General features: G+C 71.8%; 20 protein-coding genes. 9 read left to right on the top strand and 11 right to left on the bottom strand.

The window, feature by feature from the left end; translation table 11 throughout:
- Nucleotides 1-3 precede the first annotated feature (3 nt).
- The 3 genes from ACWDVG_RS08240 (at nt 4) to ACWDVG_RS08230 (ending at nt 2,894) form a co-directional block, all read left to right on the top strand.
- Nucleotides 4-783 carry an ABC transporter permease subunit gene (locus ACWDVG_RS08240; RefSeq protein ID WP_451697327.1) on the top strand — a complete coding sequence of 260 codons (780 nt, stop codon included), beginning with the start codon at nt 4-6 and terminating at the stop codon, nt 781-783.
- Between the two features lie 186 nt (nt 784-969).
- Nucleotides 970-2,067, top strand: coding sequence for an ATP-binding cassette domain-containing protein (locus ACWDVG_RS08235; RefSeq protein ID WP_451697325.1), 1,098 nt, complete (start codon nt 970-972; stop codon nt 2,065-2,067).
- Entirely contained in the window at nt 2,064-2,894 is an 831-nt protein-coding gene (locus tag ACWDVG_RS08230) for an ABC transporter permease (RefSeq protein WP_451697323.1), read from the top strand. Before ACWDVG_RS08235 ends, ACWDVG_RS08230 begins: the two co-directional genes overlap by 4 nt.
- Nucleotides 2,895-2,931: 37 nt before the next feature.
- On the opposite strand, the gene ACWDVG_RS08225 is transcribed toward ACWDVG_RS08230, so the two are convergent.
- On the bottom strand, nt 2,932-3,258 hold the full coding sequence (locus ACWDVG_RS08225; RefSeq protein WP_451697321.1) for an ATP/GTP-binding protein: 327 nt from the start codon (nt 3,256-3,258) through the stop codon (nt 2,932-2,934).
- 202 nt (nt 3,259-3,460) lie between these two features.
- Between ACWDVG_RS08225 and ACWDVG_RS08220 the strand changes: the two genes are divergently transcribed.
- Nucleotides 3,461-4,495, top strand: coding sequence for an LLM class flavin-dependent oxidoreductase (locus tag ACWDVG_RS08220; RefSeq protein ID WP_451697319.1), 1,035 nt, complete (start codon nt 3,461-3,463; stop codon nt 4,493-4,495).
- Between the two features lie 175 nt (nt 4,496-4,670).
- Here ACWDVG_RS08220 and ACWDVG_RS08215 read toward each other — a convergent pair whose 3' ends face one another.
- The gene (locus ACWDVG_RS08215) at nt 4,671-5,063 is read right to left on the bottom strand and encodes an SCO5389 family protein (RefSeq protein WP_451697318.1); all 393 of its coding nucleotides are present in this window, start codon (nt 5,061-5,063) and stop codon (nt 4,671-4,673) included.
- 227 nt (nt 5,064-5,290) lie between these two features.
- Between ACWDVG_RS08215 and nucS the strand changes: the two genes are divergently transcribed.
- Nucleotides 5,291-5,962: an endonuclease NucS gene (gene nucS / locus ACWDVG_RS08210; protein WP_451697316.1), complete on the top strand. Its 672-nt coding sequence runs from the start codon at nt 5,291-5,293 to the stop codon at nt 5,960-5,962.
- Nucleotides 5,963-6,048: 86 nt separating this feature from the next.
- Here the strand turns inward: nucS and ACWDVG_RS08205 are convergent, their stop codons facing one another.
- The 3 genes from ACWDVG_RS08205 to ACWDVG_RS08195 all read right to left on the bottom strand — a co-directional run bounded on the left by ACWDVG_RS08205 (nt 6,049) and on the right by ACWDVG_RS08195 (nt 10,280).
- Complete coding sequence (locus ACWDVG_RS08205; RefSeq protein ID WP_451697314.1) at nt 6,049-8,694, bottom strand: ATP-binding protein; 2,646 nt, start codon at nt 8,692-8,694, stop codon at nt 6,049-6,051.
- Between the two features lie 287 nt (nt 8,695-8,981).
- Nucleotides 8,982-9,305 (bottom strand): STAS domain-containing protein, encoded by a 324-nt coding sequence (locus ACWDVG_RS08200; RefSeq protein WP_309050267.1) that lies wholly within the window; start codon nt 9,303-9,305, stop codon nt 8,982-8,984.
- Nucleotides 9,306-9,431: 126 nt separating this feature from the next.
- The gene (locus ACWDVG_RS08195) at nt 9,432-10,280 is read right to left on the bottom strand and encodes a 3-hydroxyacyl-CoA dehydrogenase family protein (protein ID WP_451697311.1); all 849 of its coding nucleotides are present in this window, start codon (nt 10,278-10,280) and stop codon (nt 9,432-9,434) included.
- Between the two features lie 217 nt (nt 10,281-10,497).
- Here ACWDVG_RS08195 and ACWDVG_RS08190 point away from each other — a divergent pair, with 217 nt between their 5' ends.
- Complete coding sequence (locus tag ACWDVG_RS08190) at nt 10,498-11,070, top strand: cob(I)yrinic acid a,c-diamide adenosyltransferase (RefSeq protein WP_451697309.1); 573 nt, start codon at nt 10,498-10,500, stop codon at nt 11,068-11,070.
- On the opposite strand, the gene ACWDVG_RS08185 is transcribed toward ACWDVG_RS08190, so the two are convergent.
- Nucleotides 10,990-11,700, bottom strand: a complete 711-nt coding sequence (locus tag ACWDVG_RS08185) for a hypothetical protein (RefSeq protein ID WP_451697308.1) — start codon at nt 11,698-11,700, stop codon at nt 10,990-10,992. The two genes, ACWDVG_RS08190 and ACWDVG_RS08185, sit on opposite strands and share 81 nt — an antisense overlap.
- Before the next feature lie 162 nt (nt 11,701-11,862).
- Here ACWDVG_RS08185 and ACWDVG_RS08180 point away from each other — a divergent pair, with 162 nt between their 5' ends.
- The 3 genes from ACWDVG_RS08180 (at nt 11,863) to ACWDVG_RS08170 (ending at nt 15,811) form a co-directional block, all read left to right on the top strand.
- The gene (locus ACWDVG_RS08180) at nt 11,863-13,194 is read left to right on the top strand and encodes a sensor histidine kinase (RefSeq protein ID WP_451697306.1); all 1,332 of its coding nucleotides are present in this window, start codon (nt 11,863-11,865) and stop codon (nt 13,192-13,194) included.
- Nucleotides 13,191-13,835 carry a response regulator gene (locus tag ACWDVG_RS08175; RefSeq protein WP_451697304.1) on the top strand — a complete coding sequence of 215 codons (645 nt, stop codon included), beginning with the start codon at nt 13,191-13,193 and terminating at the stop codon, nt 13,833-13,835. Before ACWDVG_RS08180 ends, ACWDVG_RS08175 begins: the two co-directional genes overlap by 4 nt.
- Before the next feature lie 125 nt (nt 13,836-13,960).
- Nucleotides 13,961-15,811: a glycosyl hydrolase family 18 protein gene (locus tag ACWDVG_RS08170; RefSeq protein WP_451697303.1), complete on the top strand. Its 1,851-nt coding sequence runs from the start codon at nt 13,961-13,963 to the stop codon at nt 15,809-15,811.
- 66 nt (nt 15,812-15,877) lie between these two features.
- Here the strand turns inward: ACWDVG_RS08170 and ACWDVG_RS08165 are convergent, their stop codons facing one another.
- The 5 genes from ACWDVG_RS08165 to atpA form a co-directional block, all read right to left on the bottom strand.
- Nucleotides 15,878-16,324, bottom strand: a complete 447-nt coding sequence (locus ACWDVG_RS08165) for a DUF2550 domain-containing protein (RefSeq protein ID WP_451697301.1) — start codon at nt 16,322-16,324, stop codon at nt 15,878-15,880.
- A gap of 143 nt (nt 16,325-16,467) precedes the next feature.
- Nucleotides 16,468-16,842 (bottom strand): F0F1 ATP synthase subunit epsilon, encoded by a 375-nt coding sequence (locus ACWDVG_RS08160; RefSeq protein ID WP_451697299.1) that lies wholly within the window; start codon nt 16,840-16,842, stop codon nt 16,468-16,470.
- Between the two features lie 113 nt (nt 16,843-16,955).
- The gene (atpD, locus tag ACWDVG_RS08155; RefSeq protein WP_451697297.1) at nt 16,956-18,395 is read right to left on the bottom strand and encodes a F0F1 ATP synthase subunit beta; all 1,440 of its coding nucleotides are present in this window, start codon (nt 18,393-18,395) and stop codon (nt 16,956-16,958) included.
- Nucleotides 18,395-19,312 carry a F0F1 ATP synthase subunit gamma gene (locus ACWDVG_RS08150; protein ID WP_451697295.1) on the bottom strand — a complete coding sequence of 306 codons (918 nt, stop codon included), beginning with the start codon at nt 19,310-19,312 and terminating at the stop codon, nt 18,395-18,397. Before ACWDVG_RS08150 ends, atpD begins: the two co-directional genes overlap by 1 nt.
- Before the next feature lie 20 nt (nt 19,313-19,332).
- Complete coding sequence (gene atpA, locus ACWDVG_RS08145; RefSeq protein WP_451697293.1) at nt 19,333-20,931, bottom strand: F0F1 ATP synthase subunit alpha; 1,599 nt, start codon at nt 20,929-20,931, stop codon at nt 19,333-19,335.
- Nucleotides 20,932-21,050: the final 119 nt, after the last annotated feature.

Raw genomic sequence — 21,050 nt, 5'->3', positions numbered from 1 at the left:
ACGATGGCAGCGGTGTCCGCGGTCCTCCGGTCGGAGTGGACGAAGATCCGGTCGGTCGCGTCGACGATCTGGACCCTGGCGAGCGCCTTCCTGGTGACGGTGGCGATGGGCGCGGCGCTGTCCGCGCTGCTGAGGTCGACCTTCGGCGACCTCTCCGAGCTGGAGCGGGCCACCTTCGACCCGACGTTCGTGAGCTTCTCGGGGATGGTGCTCGGCCAGCTGGCGATGGTGGTGTTCGGCGTCCTGGTGGTCGGCACCGAGTACTCGTCGGGGATGATCCGCACCTCCCTCGCGGCGGTGCCGCAGCGGGCGACGTTCCTCTTCTCGAAGATCGCGGTCGCGGGGACGCTGGCGCTGGTCGTCGGCCTCGCGACGAGCTTCCTGTCGTTCTTCCTCGGTCAGGCGCTGCTCGGGGAGCACCGGACGACGATCGGCGCGGACAACGTGCTGCGCGCGGTGGTCGGCGGCGGGCTCTACATGGGTCTGATCGCGGTCTTCTCGATGGGCGTGGCGACGATGCTGCGCTCCTCGATGCTGTCGCTCGGCATCCTGGTGCCGTTCTTCTTCCTGGTCTCGCAGATCCTGTCCGCGGTGCCGAAGGCCAAGGAGGTGGCCCGGTACTTCCCCGACCAGGCCGGCTCGAAGATCATGCAGGTGGTACCGGACGCGCTGGGCTCGGAGAAGGCGCCGTACGGTCCCTGGGGCGGGCTCGGGATCATGGTGCTGTGGGTGGCGGCCTCGCTCGTCGGCGGTTATCTGGTCCTGAAGAAGCGGGACGCCTGATTCCGTTTTTCTCGGGGGCGGCCCCGGCGCACCCCGGGAAACGCCCCTGATCCTTCCCTGAACTTCTTTTACCGCTTCGCCGGAACCGTCAATGGCTGGATAAGCTCCTACGTCATACGGGGGGCTCCGGCCGACGGCCGCCACGCCCCGACATGGATGCGACCGACCTGTCGATGGGGCTGGAGAATGATCGAGGCAGTCGGCCTGACGAAGCGCTACGGCGCCAAGACGGCCGTGTACAACCTTTCCTTCCAGGTGAGGCCCGGCGTGGTCACCGGGTTCCTGGGGCCGAACGGCTCCGGCAAGTCGACGACCATGCGCATGATCCTCGGCCTCGACCGGCCGACCGCGGGGCACGTCACCATCGGCGGCCACCCGTTCCGGCAGCTGCCGAACGCGCCCCGCCAGGTCGGCGCGCTCCTCGACGCCAAGGCGGTGCACGGCGGGCGGAGCGCGCGCAGCCACCTCCTGTCGCTGGCGCAGCTGGCCGGCATCCCGGCCCAGCGGGTCGACGAGGTGCTCGGCGTGGTCGGTCTCCAGGACGTCGCCAAGCGCCGGTCGAACGGCTTCTCGCTCGGCATGGGCCAGCGGCTCGGCATCGCGGCGGCGCTCCTCGGCGACCCGCAGGTGCTGCTCTTCGACGAGCCGGTCAACGGCCTGGACCCCGAGGGCATCCTCTGGGTGCGGAACCTGATGAAGAAGCTGGCCGCCGAGGGCCGTACGGTCTTCGTCTCCAGCCACCTGATGAGCGAGATGGCGCTCACGGCCGACCACCTCATCGTGATCGGCCGCGGCCAGCTGCTCTCCGACATGCCGGTCAAGGACTTCATCTCGGCGAACTCCGCGGACTTCGCCCGGGTGCGGACGCCGGAGACGGAGCCGGGTCAGCGCGAGAAGCTGACGGCGGCGCTCACGGAGGCGGGCGGCCAGGTGCTGTCCGAGCCGGACGGGGCGCTGCGGGTGACCGGGCTGCCGCTGCCGAGGATCAGCGACCTGGCGCACGGCGCGGACGTGCGGCTGTGGGAGCTCTCGCCGCACCAGGCGTCCCTGGAGGAGGCGTACATGCGCCTGACGCAGGGCGCCGTGGACTACCGCTCCACCGACGACCGGCTCGCCCACCTCCAGCCGCCCGTGCAGCCGGGCCAGCCGGGGTACGGGCTGCCGCCGCAGCAGCCGATGGCGCCCGAGGTGCCGCAGCAGGGCTGGTACGCCCCGCCGCCGCCCGGACAGAACCCGTACGCCTCCCCGCAGCAGCCGAGCGACACCCCCAAGGACGCCCGATGACCGCCCCCGCCCCGTTCCACCACGCCCCGCAGGGCTACGTCTCCCCCATCCCGGTCCGCCGGGCGCACCTCGGTGACGCGCTGGCCTCCGAGTGGACGAAGATCCGTTCGGTGCGTTCGACGATGTGGACGTTGGGGGTGATGATCCTGCTGATGCTCGGCATCGGGCTGGGCGTCGCGGCGATCGCCTCCACCGCAGAGGCACCGATGGGCGAGGAGTCGGCGCTCGGCTTCGGCTTCTTCGGCATGCTGCCCGCCTCGATCTGCGTGATCACGCTCGGCGTGCTGACGATCGCGTCCGAGTACGGCACGGGCATGATCCGTACGACCCTGACGGCCTGCCCGAGCCGGGCCCGGGTGCTCACGGCGAAGGCGATCGTCTTCTTCCTGCTGGTCTTCTCGATCACCACGGTGATCGCGGCGATCGTCGCGGCGGCCCAGGTCGCCATGGTCGACGCGGCGGAGCCCACGGCGTCCGAGTGGCTGCGGGCGACCGTCGGCGCGGGCGCCTACCTGGCGCTGCTCGGCCTGCTGTCGATGGCGATCGGCACGGTCATCCGCCACTCCGCGGGCGCGATCACGGTGATGATCGGCGTGCTGCTGCTGCCGCTGGTGGCGGCCATGTTCATGTTCGCGGAGGCGCTGAAGTCACTCCAGGACTGGCTGTTCACGTACGCCATCCCGTCGCAGATGATCGCGCTCTACAGCAGCCGTCCGCCGTTCGGCGACTCGGGGCCGGCGGGCTGGGAGCCGCTCTTCATCCTGCTGGGCGTGGTGGCCGCGGCCCTCGCGGGCGCCTTCTCCCTCCTCAACAGCCGGGACGTCTGACGCCGAGCGGCCCCGGACCGCTCCGGGGACCCGGGCCTCAGTGGCGAGGCGCGTTGCGGGACCGCTGCACCCTGCTGGTGCGGCGGTCCTTCGCGTTCCAGCAGGCCTTGTGCCAGTGGCGCCGGTCGTCCACTCCCCCGTACTCGGGCCAGGCCACCACGTGCGGGGCGCCGGAGGGGATCTCCTGGTCGCAGCCTGGGCAGCGGTAGCGCTTGCCCGGTGCGCTCGCTCCGGCGACGAGCCGGACGAACCACTCCTCGCCCTGCCAGGTCTCGGTGCGCTGCGCGCCGCCGTACCGGTCGCCGTGGTCGTCCTGCCGCTCGGGCTTGGCACCGCCGCGGGAGCGGTTGTGACGCGGGGACACGGGACACCTCACAGGGTCGGGGGGGGAACACGGACCGTTCCCTCCAGCCTACGGGCCGCGACCCGGTGCGCCGGGCCCCGCCCGGGACGGCTTAGCCGAAAATCGCAAGAACTTCATGAACGGCCGTTGCCTTTGGCACGTGTCAGACGTTGTTGCCGGTGCGAGGGGAGATACGCGTCGGCCGACGAGGAGGCAGAAGGCGATGCGCGTGGGTACGTTCGTTCTGGCCGCACAGTTCCCGGGACAGGGACAGGGCGAGGCGCTGCACCGGGCGGTGCGGACCGCCGAGGTCGCCGAGGAGGCGGGGCTCGACTCGGTCTGGCTCGCCGAGCACCACTTCGTTCCGTACGGGGTCTGCCCCTCGGCCGTGACGCTGGCGGCGATGCTGCTCGGCCGCACCCGCCGGCTGCGGGTCGGGACGGCGGTGAGCGTCCTGCCGACCGTGCACCCGGTGTCGCTCGGCGAGCAGGCGGCGCTGCTGCACCTCACCTCGGGCGGCCGGTTCACGCTCGGCGTCGGCCGCGGCGGCCCCTGGGTGGACCTGGAGGTCTTCGGTGCGGGGCTCGCCGCGTACGAGAACGGCTTTCCCGAATCGCTCGACCTGCTGCTCCGCTGGCTCACCGAGCCCCGCGTCGGGGCCCAGGGGGAACGATTCGCTTTCCGCGAGGTGCCCGTGGTGCCCCGGCCCGACGAGCTGATCGACGGTCCCGCCGGCCCCGAGGTCGTGGTGGCCTGCACGTCGCCGAGGAGCGTGCGGCTCGCGGCCGAGCGCGGCCTGCCGATGCTGCTCGGAATGCACTGCGGCGACGAGGAGAAGGCGGAGATGGTGGCGGCGTGGACGCGGTGCGCCCGTGAGGCGGGGCGGAATCCGGACGAGATCGCCGCGGTCGCCGCCGGGCACGTCTCGGCCGGGGTGGCCCAGCTCGCGGACCGAACGGCCGACGCGGCCGAGTCGCTGGTGAAGGCGATGCCGGGGTGGCTGAAGCAGGGGCTCGACGCCCATGTGACGGTGGACGGCCGGCACCGGGCGATGCGGGACCCCCTGGCGTACACGGAGCTGCTGTGCGGACTGCACCCGGTGGGCACGCCCCGGCTGGCGGCCGACCGGCTCGCGGCGACCGCCGAGCGTACGGGCATCACGCGCTTCGCCCTCCTCGCGGAGGGCTCCGGCGACCTCGCGGTCACCGAGGAGAACGTACGGCGCCTGGGCGCCGAGGTGCTGCCGCTGCTGGTCTGAGGGCCCGGCGGGACGTGGACGCCCGCGGGGCACGGCGGGAGCTCAGGGGGGTGGCGGCGGTACGGCCGGGGCCGTGCCGCCGCTCCGGCATCTCTCCGCGGCGATGCGCGTCGACACGCACCGTTCGCGTCTCCCGCGATGCGGAGCGGCAGCACCATGTCTCGCGGTCGCGGTCTCAGCAGTCGCGCAGTTCCGGCGACTGGTTGAGCAGCTGGCCCCGTACGGACGTGAAACGGGCGAGCCGCTCGTCGGCCGAGGGGTCCAGCGGGAAGACCGCCACCCGGTGGCAGTTCTGGAATGCGAGGCGCACCCCGAAGTGCCGCTCCAGCGAGCCACGGATGGCATCGCTCGCGAGCGCGCGCAGCAGCTGACCACGTGCCTGCTCATTCGGCGGCGGCGTCTGGTTGTCGGCGAACTCTCCGCCGTCGACCTTCAGCTGGGCCACCAGAGAACTGATCATCTCCCATGCGAAGGGCAGGGAGGTCCGGACGCAGTCGACGAAGTCGGCTTCGTCGACCTCGCCTCGCTCGGCCTGTTCCAAAAGGGCCGGTGAGACGTCGAGCGACATGGGTTCTCCTCTCGCGACCCCGCGGACGGGGTCGGTGCGGGCAGGGACGAAGACCGACGTACGCCACGCAGCGTGCACGGACGACGACCTCCAGCTTCCACGGTAAGCGCGCAGTCCTGGCGGCACCAGGAGAATGCGAACACAACCGGCCGATATACAACGGGTGTTCGGCGCACGACGATGCCCGAATCGCGAAGAAGAGCGCCCGTCTTGTAGCGTTGCGGACCATGCGTCTCGTCATTGCCCGCTGCTCCGTGGACTACGCGGGCCGGCTCACGGCCCACCTGCCCTCCGCACCCCGTCTGATCCTGATCAAGGCCGACGGGAGCGTCTCCATCCACGCGGACGACCGGGCGTACAAACCGCTCAACTGGATGTCCCCGCCGTGCACCCTGAAGGAGGGTGCGGACGGGGACGCCGGCGTCTGGACCGTGATCAACAAAGCGGGCGAGAAACTGATCATCACGATGGAGGAGATCCTCCACGACTCCTCGCACGAACTGGGTGTGGACCCGGGTCTGATCAAGGACGGCGTGGAGGCCCATCTCCAGGAACTGCTCGCCGACCGCATCGAGACGCTCGGCGAGGGCTACTCGCTGATCCGGCGCGAGTACCCGACGGCGATCGGCCCGGTGGACATCCTCTGCCGGAACTCCGACGGCGCGACGGTCGCGGTGGAGATCAAGCGCCGCGGCGAGATCGACGGCGTCGAGCAGCTGACCCGCTATCTGGAGCTGCTCAACCGCGACCCGCACCTCGCTCCGGTGAAGGGCGTCTTCGCGGCGCAGGAGATCAAGCCGCAGGCGCGCGTGCTGGCGACGGACCGCGGCATCGACTGCGTGGTGCTCGACTACGACGCGCTGCGGGGCATCGAGGACGACAAGCTGCGGCTGTTCTAGACGGGACGGCCGCGGCGGTACGGGGACGGCCCCGGGTGCGACGAACGCGCCCGGGGCCGTCCCCTTGCCGGTCGGGGCCCGGCCGCTCAGGCGGTGGACTCCGAGGCGCTGGGGCTGTCGGAGGCGGACGGCAGCCCGAGCGTGGAGGAGGCGGAGGTGGCGGGGGCCCCGCTGGTGGTCGGCGGGGTCGTCGGCGGCGTCGGCGTGGGCGTGGGCGGAGTCGGCGTAGTGGCGGACGGGCTGGTCGTCGGCGACGCCGTGGGCGTCGTCGTCGTACGCGTCGGCGTGGGGCGCGGCCCGGTCGGCCGGGTCGTGGTGCCGCCGGTCGACGGGGTCGTCGTCGGGGTCGGGGCTCCGGTGGTGCCGCTCGGGCCGCCGTCCGAGGGCGAGGCGGAGCCGGACGGGCCGGGGTCGGTCGAGGACGACGGCGAGGCGCTGTCGGAGCCGGAGGGGCTCGGTGATCCCGAGCTGGTGGGCTCGCCGGTCTCGCCGGGCTCGCCGGTCTCCCCCGCCTCGCCCTCGGTGGGCGGCTCGTCGGAGCCGGAAGCGTCGTCGCCGCTCCCGTCGCCGGTGCTGTCGGAGGTGACGTGCCGGGGGGCCGGGTCGTCGCCGTTGCCTGAGGTGGCGCCGATGGTGACGACGGTGCCGAGGACGGCGACCAGGAGGGCGCCCGCGCCGACGGCGGCGAGGTTGCGCCGGGCGCCGGTGAGGATGCCGTTCTTCAGGCTCGGGCGGCCGCCGTCCGCCGCGGGGACGGTGTCGGGGCGGGTGATGAGCGTCGGGCCCTGGTCGGCGAAGTCGGGAAAGGCCGGAACCCGCGGCTTCGGTTTCCCCTGGGCCGGTACGGGCGGGGGTACGGGCGCGCCCGCGGGTCCGGCCGGGAGGGCGGCCGTCGGGCGGCGCAGGGCCGGGGTGCCGCGGGGCGGGGAGACGGGCTCCTCGGCGCGGGGCGCGGCGGTGACGGGCGTGTGCTCCCCGGCGAGGTCGGCGACGAGGGCGAGCGCGCGGCGGCCGGCGACCGTGCCGCGCTTGTCGGCGAGGGCGCCGCGCAGGCCGATGGAGGCCTCCAGCTCGGCGCGGGCCCGCTCCAGGTTTCCCGCGCAGATGGCGAGGACGCCGAGCTCGTGGTGGAAGTACGCCTCCTCGGCGACGTCCCCGGCGAGCCGGGCGGCCTCCTGGCCGGCGCGCAGGGCCCGCTCCCAGGCGCCCCAGTGGAGTCCGGCGGCGAAGGCGGGGGCGGCGGCGCGGGCGAGGAGGACGGCGGTGGCGCGGTGCTCCTCGTCGGTGGCGGCGACGAGCGCGGTGAGGGAGGCGAGCAGGGCGTCGGACTCGGCGGCGGCGCGCTCGGGGGTGACGGAGGGGTGACCGGCCCACCAGGCGTAGTGCTGGGCGACGGTGTGGACGCGGTCGGCGGCGCCGTGCTCGTACCCGTGGGCGAGGAGCTGGGTGAGGACGCCTGCGGCGAGCCGGTAGCGGGGGCCGACCGGGCTGAGGAGTCCGCAGGCCCGCAGTTCGCCGAGGGCGGCGTCGGCGTGGGTGTCGCCGACGAGGGCCGGCAGGTGGGCCTGGTGAGGGACCTCGCCGCCGAGGGCGACGGCGAAGCGGAGGGCGGCCTGCGCGGAGCGGCTGAGGCGGGAGGCGAGGAGGGCGGCGGGGGCGGCGCCCTCGCCGAGCGTGGGCAGCGGCACCTCGCGGAGTTCGACGTCGGGGTCCTCGACGCCGTCGAACGCCGCCGCGGCGGCCACGGCGGCGGCGGTGCGCGCCCCCTGGCCCGTGGCCTGCGGTCCGAAGGCCTCCTCCAGGGCGCCGAAGGCGTCGAACTCGGCCGGGGTCACGCGGAGTCGGTCGCGCTGCCGGAGCAGGGCGCCGGCCTGGACGAAGCGCAGCGGCAGTCCCTCGGACTCGAACCAGAGGTCGCCCGCCCAGTTGGCCTCCTCGTCGGTGAGGGTGCGGCCGACGGCGGCCTCCAGGAGCTTCAGGGAGGCGGCGCGGCCGAGGCCGGTGAGGGCGACCTCCTCGACGGCGGAGTCGGCGGACGGCGCGGGGACCTCGGGCCCGGCGGCGAGGAGGAAGGCGCACTCGGGGGCGGCGCCGAGGAGTTCGTCGAGGGCCGCGCCGCCGAACTCCAGGTCGTCGACGACGACCACGGCGCCGATGTCGCGGAGCCGCGCGGGGAGCGTGGTGCGGTCGGGGCGGTGGCCGGGGGCGTACCGGACGGCGGCGAAGAGCTCGTGGAGGAGTTCGGCGGGCGTGCGGTGGTGGCCGGAGAGCCGGACGACGCCCTCGGGGGCGAGGTCGGCGCAGTCGGCGGCGACGGCGTCGAGGAGGGCGGTGCGGCCGGAGCCCGCGGGGCCTGTGAGGCGGACGGAGCGGCCGCGGCCCAGGATCTCGGCGAGGCGGCGGCGGGGCTCGTCGCGTTCGAGGAGGGGCAGTTGGGGGGCGGCGGGGCCGGGCGGCGGGGGCGGCGTCGCGGCGCGGGCGGCCTCGGCGCGCTCCTCGGGCGTGCGGCGGCGGGGCGTCTCGGGTTCGCGGCCGGGCGGGCAGGGTTCGATCTCGCTGCCGTCGACGGGGTTGACGGTGAGGAGGAGGTCACCGGAGACGATGCTGACGACGCGGGCCCGGGCGGGGGACGCGGGGGTGCGTTCGGGCACGGCGGCGGACGGGGCGGGGTGGGCGTCCTCGGCCGCGGTGTCGTGACCGGACTCGTCCGGTCCCCGGTGTATCGGGTCCATGGTCAAAGCCCCCAAGAGCGGTGTGCGGAGCCCGCCGGGTGGGTCCGTCGATGGTGTGCAGACGGGCGAACCCTAGACGGTCGTCCGGCGGCCGGGAACAGCCGGGGTGCCGCAGAGACCAAGACGTCATGGTCTTGTGAGGATTGAGCGTGACGCCTGTTTCACACAGCTGCTTCACAGCCGCCCCGGGCCCGCGCGCCCCGCCGGACTCCCCGACTCCGGTGGCACCGGACTTTCGGGCTCCGGTCACCACCGTGCGGCGGACCGGCCCGGCGGCGCCGACCGGCTCACACCCGGGGCAGCGACTCCATGGCGAGGCCGCCCTCGATGGCGAGGATGCGGTGGAGCCGGGTCGCGACGAGCAGCCGCTGCATCTGGGGCGGCACCCCGCGCAGGACGAGCCGCCGGCCGCAGCGGCCCGCCCGCCGGTGGGCGCCCATGATGACGCCGAGGCCGGTCGCGTCCCACGAGTCGAGGCCGGTCAGGTCGAGCACCAGATCGCCGACTCCGTCGTCGACGGCCGAGTGCAGGACCGTACGGGCGTCCGCCGCGCTCCGGACGTCGAGGCGGCCCCCGACGACCAGCTCGGCGTGGTCGCCCCTGATGTGCATATGCGCTCCCCGAGAGTGCTCCGTCTACGCAACAACTGACTGCCGGGACAGCAGAAGCGTTGCGCCTTGTCAGCGAACCGATGCCGGAATTCACCCCACGGAGTGACATGGGGTGGTGGTGCGTGCTCAGTACTTGTAGAAGCCCTGCCCGCTCTTGCGGCCGATGTCACCCGCGTCCACCATCCGGCGCATCAGCTCCGGCGGCGCGAACTTCTCGTCCTGGCTCTCGGTGTAGATGTTGTTCGTGGCGTTGACCAGGATGTCGATGCCGGTGAGGTCGGCGGTGGCGAGCGGGCCCATGGCGTGGCCGAAGCCGAGCTTGCAGGCGACGTCGATGTCCTCGGCCGTCGCGACGCCCGACTCGTACAGCTTGGCGGCCTCGACGACGAGGGCGGAGATGAGGCGGGTGGTGACGAAGCCCGCGACGTCGCGGTTGACGACGATGCAGGTCTTGCCGACGGACTCGGCGAAGGCGCGGGCGGTGGCGAGGGTGGCGTCGCTCGTCTTGTAGCCGCGGACCAGCTCGACGAGCTGCATCATCGGCACCGGCGAGAAGAAGTGGACGCCGACGACGGCCTCCGGGCGCTCGGTCACCGCGGCGATCTTGGTGATCGGGATGGCGGAGGTGTTGGAGGCGAGGACGGCGCCGTCCTTGACGATCTTGTCGAGCGAGCGGAAGATCTCGTGCTTGACGTCGAGGTTCTCGAAGACGGCCTCCACGACGACGTCGGCGTCGGCGACGGCCTCCAGGTCGGTCGTGGCGGTGATCCGGCCGAGGGCGGCCTCCGCGTCGGCCGCGTCCAGCTTGCCCTTGGCGACGAACCGGTCGTACGACGCCTTGATGCCGTCCGTGCCCCGGGTGAGGGCGGCGTCGGTGACGTCACGCAGGACGACGTCCCAGCCTGCCTGGGCCGAGACCTGCGCGATGCCGGATCCCATGAGTCCGGCCCCGATGACGGCGAGCTTCCTGGCCACGATCTTCCACCCCTCAACGCCTGTTCACTTCTGGCTCCTCGGCGGAGATTAGCGGTCGCGGGCCGCCATGTGACCGCGAAGTAATGCGCGTCACGCCCTCTTTGACGGACGTCACACTCACGATAGGCCGCCGGACCTCCTCGGAGGCCGTCGCTGCGGGCCGTGACGGTGGGCACACGCGCCGTCCACCGGGCGCCGCCCTCACTAGGCTGGGCCCATGGTCAATCTGACGCGCATCTACACCCGCACCGGCGACAAGGGCACGACCGCCCTCGGCGACATGAGCAGGACCGCCAAGACGGATCTGCGGATCTCGGCCTACGCCGACGCCAACGAGGCCAACGCCGTCATCGGCACGGCCATCGCCCTCGGGCAGCTGGACGATGAGGTCGTCAAGGTCCTCGTCCGCGTCCAGAACGACCTGTTCGACGTCGGCGCGGACCTGGCGACCCCCGTCGTGGAGAACCCGGAGTTCCCGCCGCTGCGCGTCGAACAGAACTACGTCGACAAGCTGGAGGCGGACTGCGACCGCTTCCTGGAGCAGCTGGAGAAGCTGCGCTCCTTCATCCTGCCCGGCGGCACGCCCGGCGCTGCCCTGCTGCACCAGGCGTGCACGGTGGTCCGGCGGGCGGAGCGCTCGACGTGGGCGGCCCTGGAGGTCCACGCCGAGACGATGAACCCGCTGACGGCGACGTACCTCAACCGGCTCTCAGACCTGCTCTTCATCCTTGCGCGGGTGGCGAACAAGGAGGTCGGGGACGTCCTCTGGGTCCCCGGCGGCGAGCGCTGACCGGTCGGTCTCCGAGGGGACCGTCTCCCGGGCCGGTTCCGGCGCCGGCTGCGCGGCCGGTCGCGGGGCCGGCTCCGGGGCCGTGTTCGGGGTCGCCTCCGGGGCCTTCTTCGGCCAGATCGCGTAGCTGAGCGCGATCAGACCGTGGATGCCGACCGCCCGCCAGACGCCCGCGATCGAGGCCTCCAGCCGTGAGGTGTCGCCGTCGCCGCCGACGTACCAGGTCGCGGCGAGCAGGAGGCCGGAGGCGACGGAGGCCGCCACCACCGAGCCGAGCCAGATCCGTCCCTCGTGGTGGGCGCGGGCCATGCCGTACCGCGGCGGCTTCGCGGGCGGCGGGCCGCCGCCGAGGCGGTGGGCGGCGTGGCCGTCGAGCCACTTCACGGTGCGGTGGCCGTGGCCCACGGTGTAGCCGATGTAGACGGCGGCGAGTCCGTGCCGCCAGCTGGGCTCGGCCCCGTTCTTGAGGTCGATCGCCGTGGCGACGAGGAGCAGGACCTCCAGGAGCGGTTCGCACAGCAGCAGTGCCATGCCCAGCTTCGGCCTCTTCAGCAGGTAGCGGGCGGTGAGGCCGGCGGCCAGCAGGACCCAGAAGCCCACCTCGCAGACAACGATCAGCGTGACGATCACAGCGGTTCCCCTTTCGCTTCCTCCTCAGCGTCGCGTGCGATCGCGGCCGGTTCGTCGTCGCCGGTGACGAACCTCGTCTACATCCTTCGACGGAGGCACGGATCGGCCCGGATCGGCCCGGACGTCGAGGTCCGGGCCCGGAACGACGTGTTGGATGGGTACGTGCCCCTCCCCCGTCCCACCCGTCCCCCGCGCCGCCCCCGACTGCCCCGACCGCCCCGCCTCCCCCGGACCGATCTGCTCATCGCCGGCGCGGGTCTGGCCGGCGGGCTGCTGCTGTGGTCCTTCGGGCTGTTCCTGAAGGGCGACCAGCTCATCGGGCCGCGCTGGGTGACGCTGGTCCCCCTGGTGGTGACGGCCGCCATGGAGGCCGTGCGCCGCACCGCCCCCCGGACCGCCCTGCTCGTCGGCACCGCCGCGATCGTCGGTGACCAGTTCACCAACGGCAATCTCGCCACGGTGCTGATGTTCACGGACCTCGTCTACGCGGCGGTCGTGTACGGCACCCCGGGCCAGGCGCGGCGCGTCCCCTACACGACGGGCCTGTTCACCGTCGCCACGACGGTGGTGCTCCTGATCTGGTGGCAGAACGCCGTCGCGCTCCTCGTCGGCATGCTCACCGGCATGATCTGCTTCCTGCCGGCGGTGACGGGCGCGATCGTCCGCAGCCACCGGCAGACGGCGGAGGCGGCCACCCTGCGCGCCGAGCAGACGGCGCTGCTCGCCGAGATGGACCGCGCCCAGGCGGTGGCCGCCGAGCGGGCGAGGATGGCGCGCGAGCTGCACGACATGGTGGCGAACCACCTGTCCGCGATCGCGATCCACTCGACGGCCGCGCTGTCGATCGACGATCCGGGCACGACCCGGCAGGCGCTGACGGTGATCCGGGAGAACAGCGTGGCGGGCCTCGCCGAGATGCGCCGGCTGATCGGGCTGCTCAGGGACAGCGGCGCGGACACGGAACCGGCCGCCGCGCCCACCCTCGCCGGTCTGGACGCGCTGGTCGCGCAGGCGGCGGCGAACGGCGGCCCGAGCGGCCTGGTCTTCGTGCTCGACGACGTCCGGGAGTCGGCGGGGCCCCTGCCGGCCCCGGTGGAGCTGGCCGCGTACAGGATCGTGCAGGAGTCGCTGACGAACGCGCTCAAGCACGCGGCGCCCGGCGAGGTCCGGGTGACGCTCGCGGGCGGGGCGGACGTCCTGTCCGTACGGGTGAGCAGCCCGTACGGGGAGCGGCCGGGCCCGACGGCGCCGGGGTCCGGGGCCGGGCTCGTGGGCATGCGGGAGCGGGTCGCGCTGCTCGGCGGGGTCTTCGAGGCCGGCCCGGTGTCCGGCGAGGAGGACGGAGAAGACGGGCGGCAGGGGCGGGCCGGGGACGGCGGGCGGGACGGGGGCGGCGGGCAGGACGGGGGCGGCGGGCAGGACGGGCGGGGCGGGAAGCGGTGGCGGGTCCGGGCGGAGCTGCCCATGGAGACGAGGGACGAGGAGCGTTCGTGACGGTGCGGGTGTTGGTGGCCGAGGACCAGAGCGCGGTGCGCGCCGGCCTCGTCCTGATCCTGGGGAGCGCCCCGGACATCGAGGTCGTCGGGGAGGCTGCGGACGGGGAGGAGGCAGTGGAGCTGGCCCGCCGGCTCCGTCCCGACCTGGTGCTCATGGATGTGCAGATGCCCCGGATGGACGGGGTGACGGCGACGGGGCTCGTGGTCGCGGAGGGGCTCGCGGACGTCCTGGTGCTGACCACCTTCGACCTCGACGCGTACGTGTTCGGGGCGCTGCGGGCGGGGGCGGCGGGCTTCCTGTTGAAGAACGCGGACGCGCGGGAGCTGATCGAGGCGGTACGGACGGTGGCGCGCGGCGAGGGGCTGATCGCCCCCGCGGTGACGCGGCGGCTCATCGCCGAGTTCGCCGCGCCGAGCCGTCCGGCCCCGCGGGCGGATCCGGCGGTGCTGTCCGCGCTGACGCCCCGGGAGCGGGAGGTGCTGTCGGCGCTGGGCGAGGGGCTGGCGAACGCGGAGATCGCGGTGCGCCTGGACATGGCGGAGGCGACGGTGAAGACGCACGTCAGCAAGGTGCTGGGGAAGCTGGGACTGCGGAGCAGGGTGCAAGCGGCGGTGCTCGCCAGGGAGTTGGGGGCCTGAGGGCCGAACGGCGACTAAGGTCTGGACCTCTTGACGATTGGTCCAGACCTTCCTACGCTCGCGGGGCGCGCGCATCTCTCCACGGACCACCCCCACTTTGACCGTCCGCACCTTGAGGAGCACCGTTGAGCACTCAAGCACCGACGCGCAGAACCGGCTTCAGAGCCCGGGCCGCCGCCGGACTGACCGCGCTGATCCTGCCGCTGGCCGCCATGGTCGGCCTCGCGGCACCCGCGGAGGCCGCCACCTCGGCCACCGCCACGTACACCAAGGCCTCCGACTGGGGCAGCGGCTTCGAGGGCAGGTGGACGGTGAAGAACACCGGCACCACCACCCTCTCGTCCTGGACCGTCGAGTGGGACTTCCCCTCCGGAACCGCCGTCACCTCGGCCTGGGACGCCACCGTCACCAGCTCCGGCACCCACTGGACCGCCAAGAACGTCGGCTGGAACGGCACCCTCGCCCCCGGCGCCACCATCTCCTTCGGCTTCAACGGCACGGGCTCCGGCTCCCCGTCCGGCTGCAAGGTGAACGGCGCCTCCTGCGACGGCTCCACCCAGCCCGGCGACAACGCGCCCTCCGCCCCCGGCACCCCCGTCGCCTCGTCCGTCACCGACACCTCGGTCAAGCTGACCTGGACCGCCGCCACGGACGACAAGGGCGTCAAGAACTACGACGTGAAGCGGGACGGCACGACCGTCGCCACCGTCACCGGCCTGACGTACACCAACACCGGCCTCACCGCGGGCACCGACTACACCTACACGGTCGTCGCCCGCGACACCGCCGACCAGACGGGCCCGGCGAGCGGCAGCGTCGCCGTCCGCACCACGGGCGGGGGCGGCGGCAACCCGCAGCCCGGCAGCACGGTGAAGATGGGCTACTTCACCAACTGGGGCGTCTACGGCCGCAACTACCACGTGAAGAACATCGTGACCTCGGGCTCCGCGTCCAAGATCACCCACATCAACTACGCCTTCGGCAACGTCACCGGCGGCAAGTGCACCATCGGTGACGCCTACGCCGACTACGACAAGGCCTACACCGCCGACCAGTCCGTCGACGGCGTCGCCGACACCTGGGACCAGCCGCTGCGCGGCAACTTCAACCAGCTCCGCAAGCTGAAGAAGGCCTACCCGCACATCAAGATCCTCTGGTCCTTCGGCGGCTGGACCTGGTCCGGCGGCTTCGGCCAGGCCGTCCAGAACCCGACCGCCTTCGCCCAGTCCTGTTACGACCTGGTCGAGGACCCGCGCTGGGCCGACGTCTTCGACGGCATCGACCTCGACTGGGAGTACCCGAACGCCTGCGGCCTGTCCTGCGACACCAGCGGCCCCGCCGCCTTCAAGAACATGATGCAGGCCATGCGCGCCAAGTTCGGCGCCAACAACCTCGTCACCGCGGCCGTCACGGCCGACGCGTCCGCCGGCGGCAAGATCGACGCCGCCGACTACGCGGGCGCCGCGCCGTACATGGACTGGTTCAACGTGATGACGTACGACTTCTTCGGCGCCTGGGCGGCGAAGGGCCCGACGGCCCCGCACTCCCCGCTCACCTCGTACGCCGGCATCCCCCAGGCGGGCTTCAACTCCGCCGAGGCGATCGCCAAGTTCAAGGCGAAGGGCGTCCCCGCCAACAAGCTGCTGCTCGGCATCGGCTTCTACGGCCGCGGCTGGACCGGCGTCACCCAGTCCGCCCCCGGCGGCACGGCCACCGGCCCGGCGGCCGGCACGTACGAGCAGGGCATCGAGGACTACAAGGTCCTCAAGAACTCCTGCCCGGCCAACGGCACCGTCGCCGGCACCGCCTACGCCCACTGCGGCACCAACTGGTGGAGCTACGACACCCCCGCCACCGTGAACTCGAAGATGAGCTGGGCCAAGAACCAGGGCCTCGGCGGAGCGTTCTTCTGGGAGTTCAGCGGTGACACCTCCAACGGCGAGCTGGTCGGCGCCATCAACAGCGGTCTGAACTAACCCCGGCACGACGGAGCGGGGACGGCGCAGCACGCCGTCCCCGCTTCCTCGTGCCCGACGCGCGCGTCAGGCGACGTTCACCCGCTGGCCGGGGGGCGCGGCCTCCAGCCAGGCCATGAACCCGGTCCTGGCGTCCTCGCTCATCGCGAGTTCGAGCCGCACGCCCTCGTACATGCACGGCTGGATCACCGCGTCGGAGAGCAGCGCGAGCTCCTCCTCGCCCTCCGGCATCCGGCGCTCCAGGGCCACGATGGCCGAGCGCTCCAGGACCCGGCGCGGACGCGGCGAGTACGAGAAGACACGGAACCAGGCGATCTCGTCGCCGCTGTAGCGGGCGACGCCGTACACCCAGCCCTTGCCGGTGGTGTCCGGCTCGTCGGGGACGTTCCAGCGCAGGGAACAGTCGAAGGTGCCGCCGGCGCGCTGGATCAGTCTGCGGCGCAAGCCGAAGACGAAGAGCCCGATCACCACCAGTGCGACGACCAGGCCGCACACGAGCAGAGCGAGGAACATCTTCACCGACCTCCTCGCTGAGTCCCGTAGCCGGCGCCGCCGGCAGAACCGAATACCACCTGCATCTGCATCGCCTCAGCCGCGGCACGGTCTGGACGAACCAGCCGTGCCGCGGCTGAGGGCACTACTCTCGGCGCGGACCGTCAGCGGACCGCTACCGCGCGCAGCCGGACCTCGGCGCGCCGCTCGGCGGCGGCGTCCGACTCCGTCTTCGCACGCTCCAGCGCGCGCTCGGCGCGCTGGGCGTCGATCTCGTCCGCCAGCTCGGCGATCTCCGCGAGCAGAGACAGCTTGTCGTCGGCGAACGAGATGAATCCGCCGTGGACGGCGGCGACGACGGTCGCGCCCTCGCTCGTACGGATGGTCACCGGGCCCGACTCCAGCACACCGAGCAGCGGCTGGTGGCCGGGCATGACGCCGATGTCGCCGGAGGTGGTACGCGCGATGACCAGGGTGGCCTCGCCGGACCAGACACTCCGGTCCGCGGCGACCAGCTCGACGTGCAGCTCAGCAGCCAAGGGTGGCTCCTCGGGTCACCACCCGGCGGTCGTGCCGGGTGTTGGGGTCAATTCTACTGGGGCGTGGAGAGGGGGCGGGACGGATCCCGCCCCCTCTCAGGAGAGCACGGGGCTCAGGAGACGCCGAGCTCCTTGGCGTTCTTCTTGAGGTCCTCGAGACCACCACACATGAAGAAGGCCTGCTCCGGGAAGTGGTCGAACTCGCCGTCGCAGATCGCGTTGAACGCGGCGATCGACTCGTCCAGCGGAACGTCCGAACCGTCCACACCGGTGAACTGCTTCGCCGCGTGGGTGTTCTGCGACAGGAAGCGCTCGACGCGACGCGCGCGGTGGACGACGAGCTTGTCCTCCTCGCTGAGCTCGTCGATGCCGAGGATCGCGATGATGTCCTGGAGGTCCTTGTACTTCTGCAGGATTCCCTTGACGCGCGTGGCGGCGTCGTAGTGGTCCTGCGCGATGTAGCGCGGGTCCAGGATCCGGGACGTGGAGTCCAGCGGGTCCACGGCCGGGTAGATGCCCTTCTCGGAGATCGGACGGGAGAGAACCGTCGTCGCGTCGAGGTGGGCGAAGGTGGTCGCCGGCGCCGGGTCGGTGAGGTCGTCGGCGGGGACGTAGATCGCCTGCATCGAGGTGATCGAGTGACCACGGGTCGAGGTGATGCGCTCCTGCAGGAGACCCATCTCGTCGGCCAGGTTCGGCTGGTAACCCACCGCGGAGGGCATGCGGCCGAGCAGGGTCGACACCTCGGAACCGGCCTGCGTGAAGCGGAAGATGTTGTCGATGAAGAACAGCACGTCCTGCTTCTGCACATCGCGGAAGTACTCCGCCATGGTCAGACCGGCGAGGGCCACACGGAGACGGGTGCCCGGGGGCTCGTCCATCTGGCCGAAGACCAGGGCGGTCTTGTCGAGAACGCCCGAGTCCTCCATCTCGGCGATGAGGTCGTTGCCCTCACGGGTGCGCTCACCCACGCCGGCGAAGACGGAAACACCCTCGTGCAGCTTCGCCACACGCATGATCATTTCCTGGATCAGAACGGTCTTGCCGACACCGGCACCACCGAACAGACCGATCTTTCCACCCTTGACGTACGGGGTGAGAAGGTCGACGACCTTGAGGCCGGTCTCGAACATCTCGGTCTTCGACTCGAGCTGGTCGAACGCCGGGGCCTTGCGGTGGATGGACCAGCGCTCGCCGACCTCCGCCTCCGCCTCGGGCTCGTTCAGGATCTGGCCCAGCGTGTTGAACACGCGCCCCTTGGTGACGTCGCCGACCGGCACCGTGATGCCGTCGCCGGTGTCCACCACGGGGGCCTGGCGGACCAGACCGTCGGTGGGCTGCATCGAGATGGTGCGGACCATGCCGTCACCGAGGTGCTGCGCGACCTCGAGGGTCAGCGTCTTGGTGCCCTCACCGGACGGGTCCGGCACCTCGACGTTCAGCGCGTTGTAGATCTCCGGCATCGCGTCGACGGGGAACTCCACGTCGACGACCGGGCCGATGACCCGGGCGACGCGGCCCGTGGCGGCGGCCGTCTCAACAGTGGTCGTCATTACTTGTCACTCCCCGCGGTCGCGTCGGCCAGGGCTGCGGAGCCACCGACGATCTCGCTGATTTCCTGGGTGATTTCGGCCTGGCGGGCCGCGTTGGCAAGTCGGGTGAGGGTCGTGATGAGCTCACCCGCGTTGTCGGTGGCCGACTTCATCGCGCGACGCGTGGCGGCGTGCTTGGAGGCAGCCGACTGGAGCAGCGCGTTGTAGATCCGGCTCTCGACGTAGCGCGGCAGAAGGGCGTCGAGGACGTCCTCCGCCGACGGCTCGAAGTCGTACAGCGGGCGGAGGGTCTCCGGCTCGCCGGCCTCCTTCGCCACCTCGTCGAGGCTCAGGGGCAGCAGCCGGGCCTCGACCGCCGTCTGGGTCATCATCGAGACGAACTCGGTGTAGACGATGTGGAGCTCGTCCACACCACCCTCGGCCGTGTCCTTCTCGATCGCCTCGATCAGCGGTGCCGCGATCTTCTTGGCGTCCGCGTAGGTGGGCTCGTCCGTGAAGCCCGCCCACGTGTCGGCCAGCGCGCGCTCACGGAAGTTGAAGTGCGCGATGCCACGGCGACCGACGACGTAGATGTCGACCGCCCGGCCCTCGCCCTCCAGCTTCTTGATCAGCTGCTCCGCCGCCTTGATGGCGTTGGAGTTGAAGGCACCGGCCAGACCGCGGTCGCTCGAGAGGAGCAGGACAGCGGCACGGCTTGGGTTCTCCGCCTCGGTGGTCAGCGGGTGCTTGTCGTTCGCACCCGTGGCCACCGCGGTGACCGCGCGGGTCAGCTCGGTCGCGTACGGAGTCGACGCCTGCACCTTGCGCTGCGCCTTGACGACACGCGAGGCGGCGATCATCTCCATCGCCTTGGTGATCTTCTTCGTCGCGGTGACGGATTTGATGCGACGCTTGTAGACCCGGAGCTGCGCTCCCATGAGTCAGGTCCCTTCCGTCGTCACTTCGAGACGTTGACGGCGGCAGGAGCGTCCTCGCCGAGCAGCTTGCCGTCAGAGGTCTCGAACTGCTTCTTGAACTCCGCGATGGCGTCGGCGACGGCCGTCAGGGTGTCGTCCGACATCTTCTTGCCCTCACGGATGGAGGTCATGAGACCGGAGTGGCTCTGACGCAGGTACGCCAGGAGCTCGGCCTCGAAGCGACGGATGTCGGCGACCGGGACGTCGTCCATCTTGCCGGTGGTGCCGGCCCAGACCGAGACGACCTGGTTCTCCGTGGGCATCGGCTGGTACTGAGCCTGCTTGAGCAGCTCGACCATCCGCTGACCGCGCTCCAGCTGCGCCTTCGAGGCCGCGTCCAGGTCGGAACCGAAGGCGGCGAACGCCTCCAGCTCACGGAACTGGGCGAGGTCCACGCGGAGGCGACCGGCGATCTGCTTCATGGCCGGGTGCTGGGCGGAGCCACCGACTCGGGAGACCGAGATACCGACGTTCAGGGCCGGACGCTGGCCGGCGTTGAACAGGTCGGACTCCAGGAAGCACTGGCCGTCGGTGATGGAGATGACGTTGGTCGGGATGAACGCCGAGACGTCGTTGGCCTTCGTCTCGACGATCGGCAGACCGGTCATGGAACCGGCACCCATGTCGTCCGAGAGCTTGGCGCAGCGCTCGAGCAGACGGGAGTGCAGGTAGAAGACGTCACCCGGGTAGGCCTCACGGCCCGGCGGGCGGCGCAGCAGCAGCGACACGGCGCGGTACGCGTCGGCCTGCTTCGACAGGTCGTCGAAGACGATCAGGACGTGCTTGCCCTGGTACATCCAGTGCTGGCCGATGGCCGAGCCGGTGTACGGCGCCAGGTACTTGAAGCCGGCCGGGTCGGACGCCGGGGCGGCGACGATCGTCGTGTACTCGAGCGCACCGGCCTCCTCCAGCGCGCCGCGCACGGACGCGATGGTGGAGCCCTTCTGGCCGACGGCGACGTAGATGCAGCGGACCTGCTTGTTCACGTCGCCCGAGCGCCAGTTGTCGCGCTGGTTGATGATCGTGTCGACGGCCAGGGCGGTCTTGCCCGTCTGGCGGTCACCGATGATCAGCTGACGCTGACCACGGCCGACCGGGGTCATGGCGTCGACGGCCTTGTAGCCGGTCTCCATCGGCTCGTGGACCGACTTGCGCTGCATGACGCCGGGCGCCTGCAGCTCGAGGGCGCGGCGGCCCTCGGTCGCGATCTCGCCGAGACCGTCGATCGGGTTACCGAGCGGGTCGACGACGCGACCCAGGTAGCCCTCACCGACACCGACGGAGAGGACCTCGCCGGTGCGCTGCACCGACTGTCCCTCCTCGATGCCGCTGAACTCGCCGAGAACGATCGCACCGATCTCGCGCTCTTCGAGGTTCAGCGCAAGACCGAGGGTGCCGTCCTCGAACTTCAGCAGCTCGTTCGCCATGGCCGAGGGAAGACCCTCGACCTTCGCGATACCGTCGCCGGCCAGGCTGACCGTGCCGACCTCCTCGCGCGAGGCCGCGTCCGGCTGGTACGACTGGACGAAGTTCTCCAGCGCGTCCCGGATCTCCTCCGGCCGGATCGTGAGCTCCGCCATCTGGGTTCCCTGCTCTCCTTGTTGGGCCCGAAGTTTCTTAAGGGGTCTGGGGGCCGACCCCCAGGAATCTTCTGCAATCTCTGCACGGCCCAACCGGGCCGCTGGTGATGCTTTGTTGT

The sequence above is a fragment of the Streptomyces sp. NPDC003327 genome (assembly GCF_053589515.1).
Note: the sequence above shows the minus strand (reverse complement) of the source record. Positions and strands in the feature narration are given on the sequence as shown.